Origin of the sequence: Microcoleus sp. D2_18a_B4, assembly GCF_036702475.1 — a bacterium.
Taxonomy (GTDB): Bacteria; Cyanobacteriota; Cyanobacteriia; order Cyanobacteriales; family Microcoleaceae; genus Microcoleus.
In genome coordinates, this window is record NZ_JAUBTL010000054.1 from 1 (window position 1) to 11,809 (window position 11,809).

Annotated in this window: 16 protein-coding genes; 12 read left to right on the forward strand and 4 right to left on the reverse strand. The window is 45.1% G+C overall.

Annotated features, from left to right (window positions below):
* The first annotated feature begins 52 nt into the window (after positions 1-52).
* Genes QUB04_RS25070 through QUB04_RS25080 form a run of 3 tightly spaced genes read left to right on the forward strand, consistent with a single transcriptional unit; the run spans position 53 to position 2,988 of the window.
* Positions 53-382: a type II toxin-antitoxin system RelE/ParE family toxin gene (locus QUB04_RS25070; RefSeq protein WP_333288624.1), complete on the forward strand. Its 330-nt coding sequence runs from the start codon at positions 53-55 to the stop codon at positions 380-382.
* On the forward strand, positions 354-740 hold the full coding sequence (locus QUB04_RS25075; RefSeq protein ID WP_333140888.1) for a transcriptional regulator: 387 nt from the start codon (positions 354-356) through the stop codon (positions 738-740). Before QUB04_RS25070 ends, QUB04_RS25075 begins: the two co-directional genes overlap by 29 nt.
* 58 nt (positions 741-798) lie before the next feature.
* Positions 799-2,988 (forward strand): pentapeptide repeat-containing protein, encoded by a 2,190-nt coding sequence (locus QUB04_RS25080; protein WP_333288548.1) that lies wholly within the window; start codon positions 799-801, stop codon positions 2,986-2,988.
* Positions 2,989-3,021: 33 nt separating this feature from the next.
* On the opposite strand, the gene QUB04_RS25085 is transcribed toward QUB04_RS25080, so the two are convergent.
* A complete protein-coding gene (locus QUB04_RS25085; RefSeq protein ID WP_333288550.1) occupies positions 3,022-3,462 on the reverse strand; it encodes a hypothetical protein in 441 nt (146 codons plus the stop codon).
* On the opposite strand from QUB04_RS25085, the gene QUB04_RS25090 reads away from it, so the two are divergent.
* From QUB04_RS25090 to QUB04_RS25100, 3 genes are all read left to right on the forward strand, one after another.
* Positions 3,461-3,592 (forward strand): hypothetical protein, encoded by a 132-nt coding sequence (locus tag QUB04_RS25090; RefSeq protein WP_333288552.1) that lies wholly within the window; start codon positions 3,461-3,463, stop codon positions 3,590-3,592. The two genes, QUB04_RS25085 and QUB04_RS25090, sit on opposite strands and share 2 nt — an antisense overlap.
* Before the next feature lie 139 nt (positions 3,593-3,731).
* A complete protein-coding gene (locus QUB04_RS25095; protein ID WP_333140882.1) occupies positions 3,732-3,944 on the forward strand; it encodes a helix-turn-helix transcriptional regulator in 213 nt (70 codons plus the stop codon).
* A gap of 70 nt (positions 3,945-4,014) precedes the next feature.
* Positions 4,015-4,239, forward strand: coding sequence for a helix-turn-helix transcriptional regulator (locus tag QUB04_RS25100; RefSeq protein ID WP_333055442.1), 225 nt, complete (start codon positions 4,015-4,017; stop codon positions 4,237-4,239).
* A gap of 26 nt (positions 4,240-4,265) precedes the next feature.
* On the opposite strand, the gene QUB04_RS25105 is transcribed toward QUB04_RS25100, so the two are convergent.
* Entirely contained in the window at positions 4,266-4,409 is a 144-nt protein-coding gene (locus QUB04_RS25105) for a hypothetical protein (protein ID WP_333288554.1), read from the reverse strand.
* Between the two features lie 55 nt (positions 4,410-4,464).
* On the opposite strand from QUB04_RS25105, the gene QUB04_RS25110 reads away from it, so the two are divergent.
* The 4 genes from QUB04_RS25110 (at position 4,465) to QUB04_RS25125 (ending at position 8,040) form a co-directional block, all read left to right on the forward strand.
* Positions 4,465-5,298 carry a M15 family metallopeptidase gene (locus tag QUB04_RS25110; RefSeq protein ID WP_333288556.1) on the forward strand — a complete coding sequence of 278 codons (834 nt, stop codon included), beginning with the start codon at positions 4,465-4,467 and terminating at the stop codon, positions 5,296-5,298.
* 187 nt (positions 5,299-5,485) lie between these two features.
* The gene (coaD, locus tag QUB04_RS25115; RefSeq protein WP_333228688.1) at positions 5,486-6,064 is read left to right on the forward strand and encodes a pantetheine-phosphate adenylyltransferase; all 579 of its coding nucleotides are present in this window, start codon (positions 5,486-5,488) and stop codon (positions 6,062-6,064) included.
* Positions 5,947-6,633 (forward strand): DivIVA domain-containing protein, encoded by a 687-nt coding sequence (locus tag QUB04_RS25120; protein WP_333288559.1) that lies wholly within the window; start codon positions 5,947-5,949, stop codon positions 6,631-6,633. Before coaD ends, QUB04_RS25120 begins: the two co-directional genes overlap by 118 nt.
* A 354-nt stretch (positions 6,634-6,987) precedes the next feature.
* The gene (locus QUB04_RS25125) at positions 6,988-8,040 is read left to right on the forward strand and encodes an acyltransferase (RefSeq protein ID WP_333288561.1); all 1,053 of its coding nucleotides are present in this window, start codon (positions 6,988-6,990) and stop codon (positions 8,038-8,040) included.
* 14 nt (positions 8,041-8,054) lie between these two features.
* Here QUB04_RS25125 and QUB04_RS25130 read toward each other — a convergent pair whose 3' ends face one another.
* Positions 8,055-8,786: a TIGR04283 family arsenosugar biosynthesis glycosyltransferase gene (locus QUB04_RS25130; protein ID WP_333288563.1), complete on the reverse strand. Its 732-nt coding sequence runs from the start codon at positions 8,784-8,786 to the stop codon at positions 8,055-8,057.
* A gap of 225 nt (positions 8,787-9,011) precedes the next feature.
* Between QUB04_RS25130 and ubiG the strand changes: the two genes are divergently transcribed.
* Complete coding sequence (gene ubiG / locus QUB04_RS25135) at positions 9,012-9,857, forward strand: bifunctional 2-polyprenyl-6-hydroxyphenol methylase/3-demethylubiquinol 3-O-methyltransferase UbiG (RefSeq protein WP_333288566.1); 846 nt, start codon at positions 9,012-9,014, stop codon at positions 9,855-9,857.
* A 371-nt stretch (positions 9,858-10,228) separates the two neighbouring features.
* A complete protein-coding gene (locus QUB04_RS25140; RefSeq protein ID WP_333288568.1) occupies positions 10,229-11,137 on the forward strand; it encodes an alpha/beta hydrolase in 909 nt (302 codons plus the stop codon).
* Between the two features lie 80 nt (positions 11,138-11,217).
* Here the strand turns inward: QUB04_RS25140 and QUB04_RS25145 are convergent, their stop codons facing one another.
* Entirely contained in the window at positions 11,218-11,661 is a 444-nt protein-coding gene (locus QUB04_RS25145) for a DUF4079 domain-containing protein (protein ID WP_333288570.1), read from the reverse strand.
* Positions 11,662-11,809: the final 148 nt, after the last annotated feature.

An 11,809-nucleotide genomic window follows, 5' to 3' on the forward strand; every position in this document is an offset into this window, starting at 1 on the left:
TGCACAAACAAGATGGTTATCAATATGCGTCAATTAACTCCGCTTTACTCCAATAAAGGCGTTTCTAGTAATTAGACAAAATGGCACAGTTCCCTTTGCAGAATGGTTTACAACCCTGCGGGATGTTAACGCTAAAATTAGGATTGATAAAAGGCTTCAGCGGGTTAGCGGTGGCAACTTAGGAGACTATCGCTCAGTTGGCGCAGGAGTCTGGGAATTAAGGATTGACTATGGCCCGGGCTACCGAATCTACTTTGGACAAGCGGGAGCTACGATTGTGCTTATCCTGTGCGGTGGAGATAAAAGCACTCAAGACCAAGACATTGTTAAAGCTCAGGAATACTGGAGAGATTATGAAAGACGCCAAAGTGCCGACGAGTGATAGTTATCATTCTTTTAAAATTTCCAATTTCAAAGACCCAAATTATGCTGCTGCTTACCTCTCACTGATCTTTGAAGAAGAGGAAGAAGGCGATTTAGAGATGGGAATAATGCGAAAATCGCTTCGAGATGTATTTGAGGCTCTGGGCGAACCAATTATGTCTGATGAGGAGGCCTCATTGCATCTGGAAAAATTAGATGTTTTGTTGTCGCAGAATGGAAGCGCCACAATTTATGCTTTGGCTAATTGGCTGAAGGCTTTGGGATTGAAGTTAACGGTTGTGGTTGATGAAGGGGATAAAGGGGAAGAGGAAGATTCTGTTGGTACTGCTGAATTGGCGGAAGTTGGTAATGTTTGATGACTCGCCCATTTCCCAAACATGGCTTTTTAAGTTTTTTTGATTTTAGGGTAGCACTATGTCAGAAACCGAACTAGATTTAGTATCAATAGCCACGAGAGTATTGCAGATTGAAGAAGAGCAAGTTATTCTGAAAAAATATTTAGCCAAACTTAAGAGGCAGTTAGAGGCACAGGAACAGCGATTTAACGATCGCCCTGAACCGCAAATGCTAGAAAGTTTGACTGCTGAAATTGCGTCCCTGCAACAGCCGTGTGATTTGGGAAATGGCGATATGTCTGTCATTGCCGATCGACCGATCGAGCTTGACACCGAGACAGAAAAGCAAAAGTCAGACTTTCAGTATCAGTTAGTATGCGATCGTCCCAACAGTCGTGCTGTGTTGATGGAAGCGCTATCACTAGGTCAAGAGCGGGTGATTATTGTTTGCCCTTGGCTCAATTGTAACAGCATTAATGATGAATTGCTGCAAAAATTTAGAGAGTGCTTGAACCGAGGATGTTTGATAAATCTTGGCTGGGGTTATCTGGGAGACAGGCATAAAATCGGCAAGGGATGGCGCTACAATGCTTTGGCTGATTTGCAAGAATTAGCCAGCGAATATCCCGATAAATTTTGTCTCTCTTTATTGGGAACTCACGAAAACTTTTTAGTGTGTGATTCTAGTTTTGCCATGTTGGGGAGTCATAATTTTCTGACTAACAGCGACCAAAGTGCAGAGAAAGAAGTGGGAATCCGCACGAATGACTGCCAAATAGTCAAGCAATTAATTGAGCGATTTGAAAGCAGCGAAGTATTAAATGAGGAGGAGATAGAAAGGCGGTTTGTAGCGAGTTCGGATTACTTGGATCGAGCAGATTATTTGGAAGGATTGGCGGTGGATGCTGAAGATATTGCTTTAGAGGATAGCTGTGAGGATGTGGAGGATGAGTCTGAGGAATGTCTGGAACCTGTTGTTAGTGTTGAGGAGTTTTTGCGGCGTTACAATGAGGGAGAAAAGGATTTTACGGGTATTAATTTAGCTGGTGCTGATTTGAGCGGAAAACCTCTAACTTCTGGTGGTGTTAATTTGAGTAATGCTAATTTTAATAAAGCTAATTTGAGGAGTGTAAATTTGCAGAGTGTAAATCTTAGTGGGGCAAATTTGAAGGGAGCAGATATGAGAGATGCTTTTTTTAAGAACACAAATTTTAGTCAGGCTAATTTAGGCGGTGTTAATCTTTCTAATACTAAGTTATCCAGCGCCAATCTGCATCAAGCAAATTTGGTAAATGCCAACCTTTCTCAGGCTAATTTATCCAGCGCCAATCTGCATCAAGCAAATTTGGTAAATGCTAACCTTTCTCAGGCTAATTTATCCAGCGCCAATCTGCATCAAGCAAATTTGGTAAATGCCAACCTTTCTCAGGCTAATTTATGCTCAGCTAAATTAGAAAAAGCCAATTTAAGGAAGGCAATTTTAAGAGGATCGAACCTGGAGAATGCAAATTTCAGTGAGGCTGATTTGAATGGTGTAAACCTCAGCGGATCTCAAATCAGTCAAGATTACCCAACAAAATTCACAACTGCAAACCTGGCTGAAGCTAACTTGAGCGGGCTATGCTTGAGGGAAGCAGACATGAGAAATGCTGATTTGACGAATGCAAATCTGAGCAATACTGACCTTTTAGAAGCAAATCTTGATGGAGCAAATCTCAAGGGAGTTCAGCTTAAAGGAGCGATTTGCAATCAAGCAACTTTATTTCCTGTTGATTTTGATCCTGTGAAAGCTGGTGCTTATTTACTTGCTCCTTATGTATCGCTGCAAAATGCCGATCTAACAGGTAGGGACTTGAGCAGTGTTAACTTGATGGGAGCCGATTTACAAGGAGCTAATTTGAATTCGGCACAATTGAATAGTTCCGATTTGAGGGATGCGAATTTGAGTGGGGCCAAACTTCAGGGAGCAAACCTTGATTTCACTAATTTGAGCAGAGCTAATTTAAGACAGGTTAACTTGAATGATGCAGAATTATCTGAGGCTGATTTAACCACAGCAGACTTAACCGAAGCTGACTTGCGGCAAGCGGGTTTATACGGTGCAAAGCTGGGTGGTGCTGACCTAATTTCAGCAGATCTCCGCGCAGCAAACTTAACAGATGCAGACTTATCTGGCGCTAACTTAACGGGTGCAAAAATAGGGGGAGCAGACTTTCAAGATGCTACGCTGACTGGTGCAATTATGCCAGATGGCTCTACTCACGAATAAAATTAGTTAAGGGGTTTGCTAAACGAACTCTACTCAAAAAGCCTCAATAAACTCTTTCACCATACAATAAATGTTCCGCAGCAACTGCACCTGCAATTCTGACAACCCTTGCTTAATCTTACCTACCAACTTACCCCAGTTGTAGAGTTCTTCCACACTACGAGACTGCCGAAATTTCCCCTCATAAAAATCTACCCAAAATATCGGTGCTTGATGTTGGCTGCTTCTCCAGCGTTTCCGCCACCGAATGCAATCTTGCAGCGTCGGCGGTTCGACTCCTAAAATTGGCGGCATATCTCCGTAGCTGACAAACCGACTAATCCCAACTCCGACAACGTGGATGACGTAAGCCCAGCAGCGAATGTCCCGAATCTGTTCTGGCTTGACTTTCAAGACTTTGGCAACTGCTTCTTTGGTTACAAAGCGAGAGAGTGGATTTATTTGCTTGGCTTCTGAGTTTTGTTTTGGTATCATGGTTGGTGACTCCGACTTGTTTGGGGTGACTCCGACTTTTTTGGGTGAAGGCGACTTGATTTTGGGTGAAGGCGACTTGATTTTGGGTGAATCCTACTTTTTGTTGGTGAATCCTACTTTTTGTTGGTGAATCCTACTTTTTGTTGGTGAATGCCAAATTGTCGGTCATTTGAATAAATAGCTGTTCGCTCTTCAGTTTTCGAGGCCGGGGGGCGATCGCTATTTATGATGTAAATATTTTAAGGCCAATACTGGCCTATTGTCAAGAAATGGGATTGGTTAAGTTGCGGATTCGAGAGCTGGCTGCCGAGAAGGGTTGGACTTTGACAGAGGTTTCTGAGCGATCGGGAGTTCACTACAGCACGCTTAAGAATTATGCTCGTTCGCCGGGGTTAGCAACGGTTGACGTTACTCATTTGCAAAAATTAGCTCGAACTTTTGACCTGTTGATTGAAGATTTGTTTGAGGTTGTGGAAGATTAGGCGCCGGGAGTGCGGTGGCGGTGGTCGGCGCTTTATATCTCATATATAGTATAGGTGAAATTTCACCCTAATGTCAAGAGGCGAATTGGTTAAATTGCGGATCAGAGAGTTTGCTGCTAGGGAAGGCTGGACGCTGAAGGAAGTAGCCGATCGCTCTGGAGTATCCTACAATACTGTTAAAAGTTATGCCCGATCGCCCGGTATGGCAATGGCTGACATCGGTGCTCTGCTAAAATTGGCCCGGACGTTTGATGTGTCGATCGAAGAATTGTTGGATTTTGTCGAACAACAGTAACAAATTACACTTAAAATAAACCAGCGCTACCAGCGCCAACCAGTTCGACCTCGCAGGGACGATCGACTGTGGGCCCAAGCAACAGATGCGAAAGTTGGCGGATGGGACGGGGCGAGGTCAGAAAGAGATGATATATTCTCAGCGGCAATTGTAGCTGTTCGATCGCCCATATCGGTCTACAATTTGTAACGTTGAGCCTTATTGAAGTGCAGGAGTGGAGCTGGCTTGGATAACGCTAGTCTGTCAAGAAAACCCGCGCAAGCCTCGGAGCTTGTCGCCGACGAAATTCCAGAAGCAGTGCGAGATCACCCATACCTAGAAGCAGGCCAGAGTCAGTCCAAGAAAAAAGGGCTGATTTGGAAACTGCTAGGGTTGGCCGCATTAGCCTGTGGGGTCAGCATCTGGCTGCACCTCAACTTTAACTTGTTCCCCGCCACCAGTCAGGCAGAGCAAACTCAAAAAAACCCAGCAACGGTGAGTTCGCCGTCTGCATCGGTCGCGAGTCCAGCTACCACCCCCAAAGCCACCGCCCCCGCCATCCCAGAAAACCTGCTGGGACACTTGCCGTACCCAGAAGCACCAGCAAAAGACTTGGTAAGCGTCACCCCCGACGGTAGCGTCAAACTCCGCACCTCAGCAGCAGCAAAATATCAGGAAATGGCCAACGCCGCAGCAGCATCAGGCATCTATTTCGCTCCCATATCCGGCTTTCGCTCCCTGCAAGACCAACAGCACGTATTTTTTGACGTGAAAGCCGAACGCAGGCAAAACGCCAGCAAGCGAGCGGAAGTCAGCGCCCCTCCAGGTTACAGCGAACACCACACCGGTTACGCGATCGACATCGGCGACGGCACCGCCCCGGAACACAACCTCAGCCCCAGTTTTGAAAATACCGAAGCATTCAAGTGGTTAGAAGCCAACGCCGTCGCCTTCAGCTTTGAAATGTCCTTCCCCAGAAACAATCGCCAAGGCGTCAGTTACGAGCCTTGGCACTGGCGGTTTGTGGGCGACAAGCAAAGCCTCGAAACTTTCTACAAAGCTCATTCCATGAAAAAGTAGAGGGAAGAAGGAAGAAGGAAGAGGGAAGAAGGAAGAAGGAAGAGGGAAGAAGGAAGAAGGAAGAAGGAAGATTTTCCACATCTCCGGCTTGGCCACTCTCCCACTCTCCCACTGCCCCACTCTACCCACTCTCCCCTTCCCCCACTCCTCCACTCCTCCACTCCCCCCACTCCGTTGAGCCAAACTCGTGATTGCAATCTATCCAGGCAGCTTTGACCCCATTACCTTCGGTCACGCAGACATTATCGAGCGGGGATCTAAACTGTTCGATCGGGTAATTGTTACCGTAGTCAGAAACCCCAGCAAAACCCCTCTCTTCACCGTAGAGGAACGGATCGAGCAGATCCTGCGCTCTACCCAACACTTGCCAAATGTAGAAGTAGACAGTTTTGAGGGTTTGACAGTAAACTATGCTAAGATTCGACAAGCCAAAGTGCTGCTGCGGGGGCTCCGGGTATTAACAGATTTTGAAATGGAACTCCAGATGGCCCACACCAATAAAACCCTTCTGGGTGAAATTGAAACAGTTTTTTTGGCAACTTCTAACGAGTACAGCTTTTTAAGTAGTAGTGTAGTTAAAGAAATAGCCAAGTTTGGTGGCTCCGTAGATCATCTTGTTCCGAAACACGTCGCCCTAGATATTTACAAATGTTACGCCAGCAGGAACCAACTCGCATCGAACCCGATAGTACCGGACGCGGCACTGAGAACGAATCACCTCAGAACACAGCCGCCTTCGGAGATCCCACCCGAACCGCAGGAGTAGACATCCAGCGGGAATTGAATCGGCTTGAGGAAATTGTTCTCGACAGTCCGCGAATTCCCCTGACCAGACGCACTCTGGTGGATGAAGAACAGTTGCTCGATCAGTTAGACTTGGTGAGGCTAAATTTGCCGATCGCCTTTCAGGAAGCCGAGACGATCATCCGGCACAAGGACGACTTGCTTCAAGAGGCGGAACTTTACGCTCAGGAAGTGATAGAAGCAGCGGAACAGAGAGCAGCAGAAATTTTAAACGATATGGGCCTGCTCCAGCAGGCGAAGATAGAGGCAGATCAGTTGCGGCAGCAAGTTTTGCTCGACTGCGAGGCAATTCAGCAGGCCACGCTGGCGGAAGTCGAACAAATTCGCTACCAGGCTCAAGAGGAATTGGAAGAGATGAGAGTCAGGGCGATGGCTGAATGCGAGGAAATTCAAAACGGAGCCGATGATTATGCCGACCAAGTGCTCGATAATATCGAGCACAAGTTAAGCGATATGCTGCGCGTGATCCGCAACGGGCGCGAGCAGTTGGATAGTGTTTCTGCGTCGCACATCCATCACAACAACGGTTAGCCAACAGTGAACTCATTGCTTGAACATTTCTAAAAGTCTACCTAATTTAGGTAGATTTTTTTTCGCAATAGTCTTTATAGTCTTTTTTCCTCAATCCCAGCACTCGGTGACTTATTTTTGCAGACATAAGTTTTGTGAAGATTAGAGCAAGTATAAAATTTTATGCTATTGTAATCCTCATACCAAATCCGGTTTAAAGACCCTCTTTATCTCTTAGTCCCCCTTTGCTCGGACTTCGTTTGACTCTATGCAGCGGTTTCAACCGCCGAATGATAAAAGAGGTAGCAAACCGGGATTTGGTATCAGACAAAAAATTCCTAACTTGATTCAAGTTTTTACAATCTAATTTGAACCATGCAAAAAGTTTCTAATCGGTTCGCTGAATTTGATTTGATCCGAGCTTTAGCGATCGTCAGTGTTGTGATTACTCATGCTGGGTTCTTCGCATTTCGCGATCGCAGAATTTTATTTGTGGGGATCGATACATTTCAACTATTTTGCGTACCTGCATTTTTACTGTTGAGCGGTTTTTTTCTCACCAACAAACTGGAAAATCAAAATAATCCCGCACTGGTAGTCAAAAAAAGACTGTCCAAAATTATACCCCCTTATCTGTTTTGGTCAGTAGCTTTGTACATCTTAAATAATTTGGGAGAAATCCAAAAATTTGATTTACTTTCATTACTCAGAGATATCTTGACGGGTTCAGTGATCCCTCCCTATTACTTCATCGTTGTGATTGTTCAATGCTACGGCTGGTGGTGGCTTCTCGTGAAATTAAGATTTTTAGATCCCCGAAAAGTTTTGGCTTTGGGCATAACAATTCAAGCAATTTTTACAATCTTCTTCTACTTAACCGCTTTCCAATACATATCAATACCTCTACCTTTGATGGAGCGCTGGATTTTCAGTTGGATTTTGCCATTTTCAACTGGTCTATTTTTGGGCGGCTCGTATGACAGAATTCAACCCGTTCTCGAACGGAAAAAACTGCCAATTTTAGGGGCAACGCTCCTTGTTTATCTAGCTAGCATTTGGGAATATTACCTGATAAGTGGAGTTAATTCGGAGGGATGGTTTCTCCGCTCGTTTTTTAAACTATCTGCTCAAGGATACGCAATTTTGTTCGTATTATCGATCCTCGCATTTTCTAAGAGTATCGCACTCCCCAGTAGAGTATCTGGGTTAGTCAAAATATTGGCTGCTTACTCATTCCCTATATATCTCCTGGATTTCACAGTAGTGAAATATGTGTTGTTAGTGTTTTATAAGTTTATTGACCCGGTAAATCCCCTGCTAAAGCTCGGCTTTTTAGTTACGGGGACTTTGTTAGGTTGTTGGGCGATTATTTACCTGTTGGAAAAAGTTTTGCCCAAAAATTACAGGTCGTACATTTTGGGAATTTAATCAATTTTTCGGTTTCAGCGGATGTCTTCATAAAACTGCTTGAGATACCTTGGGGAAACGCCAAAACCCCACAAAAAACCAATCGAAAGATAGATGGCAATAGCTTTAAATTCGCCCCAATTCGCAACTCGACGATCGCTACTTTCCACTACCCGATTGACTAACTTAAGTCTCCCCCGTCGCACTAACTTCAAACACAAATCCGCTTCCTCCATAATTGGCAGCGCAGCATCGAAACCCTCGCATTCCCAAAAATCGGTACGGCGACAAAACATAACTTGGTCGCCAAACAGCAGGCGCAATCCTTGGAAAAATAAATGAGGTCGAAATAACAGCGGCGCGTAATAAGTTTTCAGGTAATTGTGGACGGAAAAACCCCATCTTGTTTGCTGCGAACCAGCCATCAGGGAGATAAACCCGCCGCCGGAAATTTCGGCATCGGACAAGGTTTTCTGGATGACCGCTACAATGTCGTCGGGAACTAAAGTATCGGCGTGGAGAAAGCACAGAATTTCACCGGTGGCGACTTGAGCACCTAAGTTCATTTGCAGGGATCGTCCGGCTATACTGCTAGAAATAACGCGGATGCCGGCGGAAAGTGCTATCGCCACTGTTTCGTCTTGACTGCCGCCGTCTACCACCAACACTTCCCAAGCGGGAGGATTAAGGATGCTGAGTTGGCGGAGGGTGCGTTGCAGACAAGTCGCTTCGTTGAGGGCTGGGATGATAATAGAAACGCGATCCATCTGGTTGAAATTTATGCCAGAGCTATTATAATAAAAAACTGTGGCGATTCACAACTAACGATAAAATAGAACTTACGCGCGCGGATTCAGAAACCCGGTGTCTGCCTGCGAACTCGTCACGAAACCTCATAATTTTAACAAAAATTAGGTTGAGGGGCGTCCTATAAAATCAAGCCAAAGTGCAATCGCCCTCTATATTTTCCCCTAAGCAGGACTGAGAAAATCGTGCATAAAACTGAAGTAAAAAATGATTTAGAATTTTATGATGAAAATGCCGATAATTGGTGGGACGAAAATGCTAAAATTTATGCTTTATACCATCTCAACCAACCCAGATTTGAGTTTTTCGACAGACACGCGACTAATTGGCAAGGGCTGAAAACCTTAGATGTCGGGTGCGGCGGCGGCTTTTCTTGCGAGTTTATGGCCCAGAGAGGTGCTATTGTTTCTGGAATAGATCGATCGGAGAAATGTATTGTAGCCGCTCAAAATCACGCAGTTACCAGCGGTTTTGAGATTGACTACAGGCAAGGTTTTGCCGAAAATATGCCCTACGACGACAATACCTTTGATGTTGTAATCTGCGTGGATGTTTTGGAACACGTGGCTGATTACAAAAAAGTGGTGTCTGAGGTTCACAGGATTCTAAAGCCTGGGGGACTGTTCTTTTTTGATACAATCAACCGAACTTTTTCTTCGCAAATTGTGATGATTGGGCTGATGGAAAATATTTTGCAGGAGATTAGGCGGGGCGTTCACGATTGGGAAAAATTTATTACCCCGGAGGAACTATCTGTGGTAATGCAGGATATTGGTTTTGGCAAGATTGAAATTAAAGGTTTTGATATGTTTGGCGAAATTGGCGCTATGTTAGCCGCAATGCACGGGTTTTGGGAAGATTTTATACGCGGAAAGCAGGTGTTTCCTTCGGCGGGTATTTTCAAACAAGTATCTCAAACTCTAACATCTAATCTAGCTAACTATATGGATTACAAAAAGTCGGGGTTGTTTAAAATCAAAATTAATGAGGATCAGTCGATTATGTATGTTGGCGTTGGGGCGAAGAATTAGTCGGTTAATTGTTAACTGTTGTCATTTGGGGCGAGTTGGAGACGGATTTGGGCGATCGACAAATCCGGCTAAAACCCGCCTCTATTGCATTTTTTAGGGTACGCACGCAGCGGTACACCTTATCCTGTTGAGTGCAATACACATATTCCGTAGGCACGGTGCTGTATTCTTACTATATTGCGGGCCATTGAGAATTGCTATATTGGCGATCGCACGACAAACCTAAGCCTGCGGTGAGGGATACTGAGTATCGATAGAATTTTAATGACTCGCCCCAACTCCTCAAATAGCGATCGAGCAAGCATATATACTTAAATGTTAGGGCGGACAGAGTGGCATCGCCCCTACCGGTTCACAATTTATCAAGAATTATGCCAGCAAGTTTTCTGCCAAAATCGATCGCACAACTCACAGAATCTACCTCAATTGCCTTAGCCCAAAGCATTCAACGGGAGGCAATTACAACTCCCCTATCTTCTGGGCCAATTGCCACAACTTACGTGCGCCAAGGCAGCGGCAACACACCGATTTTGCTACTTCACGGCTTCGACAGTTCCTTGTTTGAATTCCGCCGCCTGTTGCCGCTGCTAGCTGCCGAAAATGAAACTTGGGCGGTTGATTTGTTGGGTTTTGGCTTTACAGAACGATCAGCGGGTTTGGCATTCAGCGCGAGGGCAATTGAAAGTCACCTTTACTATTTTTGGAAAACGCTAATTTCGCAGCCTGTAATCTTAGTCGGTGCTTCAATGGGAGGTGCAGCCGCAATTGATTTTACTCTCAATTATCCCGAAGCTGTAAAACAATTAGTGTTAATAGATAGCGCAGGTTTTGCCATCAGTTCTAATAAGGGAAAGTTTTTAATTCCTCCTTTAGGATATCTGGCAACTTCATTTTTACGCAATCCCAAAATTCGCCAGCGAATTAGCGTCAATGCTTATTTCGATAAAAATTTGGCTTCTCTAGACGCTCAAACTTGTGCTGCTTTGCACTTGGAAATGCCCAACTGGAATCAAGCTTTAATTGCGTTTACCAAAAGCGGCGGTTACGGTGGTTTTGGGGAAAACTTATCGCAAATTCAGCAGCAGACGCTGATTTTGTGGGGAAAACAAGACCGGATTTTGGGGACGGCGGATGCGGAAAAGTTTGCAAGGGCGATCGCAAATTCTCAACTAATTTGGATACCCGACTGCGGGCACGTTCCCCACTTAGAAAAGCCACAGATTACCGCGCAGCATATTTTAGAATTCATCACAAAAAGCGGACTCACGCAAAAAAATTAAACCTAGGCTGCGCTGCGGCGCACCTTACATATATGTTTTCCCTGGCACATTGGTATAGTTTGAGGTCAAATAGACAGGTTTCAAACTTTCGGCAAATACTTTTGTACTATCGTCCATCCTGTAAGCAACACAGTCAGAAACCCCCCAAACAAGGCCACATTAGTGCCGATGTGGAGGGGACGCGCCCAAGGATGTTTAGGGCCAATTTGCAGCCCGCTTCCAACAGAAACCAACACCAAAGCCACAACAGCTAACCCCGCCGGTAAATGAGCCGAGTGACCCAAATTGCCGTAGTATCCTAGGGTACCGACTACACCAATTCCCAGCAGTAAAATTACCAAAGTCGCCATCCCCGCACCAGTGGCTAAATGAAAGGGACGCAGCCATTTTGGGCGCGGTTGTTTGGTACTCCTAGCGGCAAACATCCACGTTCCAGTAACGGCCAGCAACAGGTAAGCCAACAGGGAAACACCCATTGACCAAGCCGCTATTTTCCACAACCACAAGAAAGAAGGCAGATTCATCGGTTGCATCCCTAATTAGGATTTTCCACAAAAGGTTTCTTTCCGATTTTACCTGCACTTGAAAGCAAAAATGAATTATTTTGAGAGAAAGTGCGATCGGACTATCCACAGATTGCATCAGTCTTACCTTGAAGTCAAACCCACTTTC

What these genes read in the sequence shown, in the direction of transcription:
- QUB04_RS25085 (WP_333288550.1), bottom strand. Translation starts at nt 3,462, where the DNA reads ATGATACCAAAACAAAACTCAGAAGCCAAGCAAATAAATCCACTCTCT.
- QUB04_RS25120 (WP_333288559.1), top strand. Translation starts at nt 5,947, where the DNA reads ATGTTACGCCAGCAGGAACCAACTCGCATCGAACCCGATAGTACCGGA.
- QUB04_RS25130 (WP_333288563.1), bottom strand. Translation starts at nt 8,786, where the DNA reads ATGGATCGCGTTTCTATTATCATCCCAGCCCTCAACGAAGCGACTTGT.
- QUB04_RS25145 (WP_333288570.1), bottom strand. Translation starts at nt 11,661, where the DNA reads ATGAATCTGCCTTCTTTCTTGTGGTTGTGGAAAATAGCGGCTTGGTCA.
- QUB04_RS25075 (WP_333140888.1), top strand. Translation starts at nt 354, where the DNA reads ATGAAAGACGCCAAAGTGCCGACGAGTGATAGTTATCATTCTTTTAAA.
- QUB04_RS25095 (WP_333140882.1), top strand. Translation starts at nt 3,732, where the DNA reads ATGGGATTGGTTAAGTTGCGGATTCGAGAGCTGGCTGCCGAGAAGGGT.
- QUB04_RS25080 (WP_333288548.1), top strand. Translation starts at nt 799, where the DNA reads ATGTCAGAAACCGAACTAGATTTAGTATCAATAGCCACGAGAGTATTG.
- QUB04_RS25125 (WP_333288561.1), top strand. Translation starts at nt 6,988, where the DNA reads ATGCAAAAAGTTTCTAATCGGTTCGCTGAATTTGATTTGATCCGAGCT.
- QUB04_RS25105 (WP_333288554.1), bottom strand. Translation starts at nt 4,409, where the DNA reads ATGGGCGATCGAACAGCTACAATTGCCGCTGAGAATATATCATCTCTT.
- QUB04_RS25090 (WP_333288552.1), top strand. Translation starts at nt 3,461, where the DNA reads ATGGTTGGTGACTCCGACTTGTTTGGGGTGACTCCGACTTTTTTGGGT.
- QUB04_RS25100 (WP_333055442.1), top strand. Translation starts at nt 4,015, where the DNA reads ATGTCAAGAGGCGAATTGGTTAAATTGCGGATCAGAGAGTTTGCTGCT.
- QUB04_RS25140 (WP_333288568.1), top strand. Translation starts at nt 10,229, where the DNA reads ATGCCAGCAAGTTTTCTGCCAAAATCGATCGCACAACTCACAGAATCT.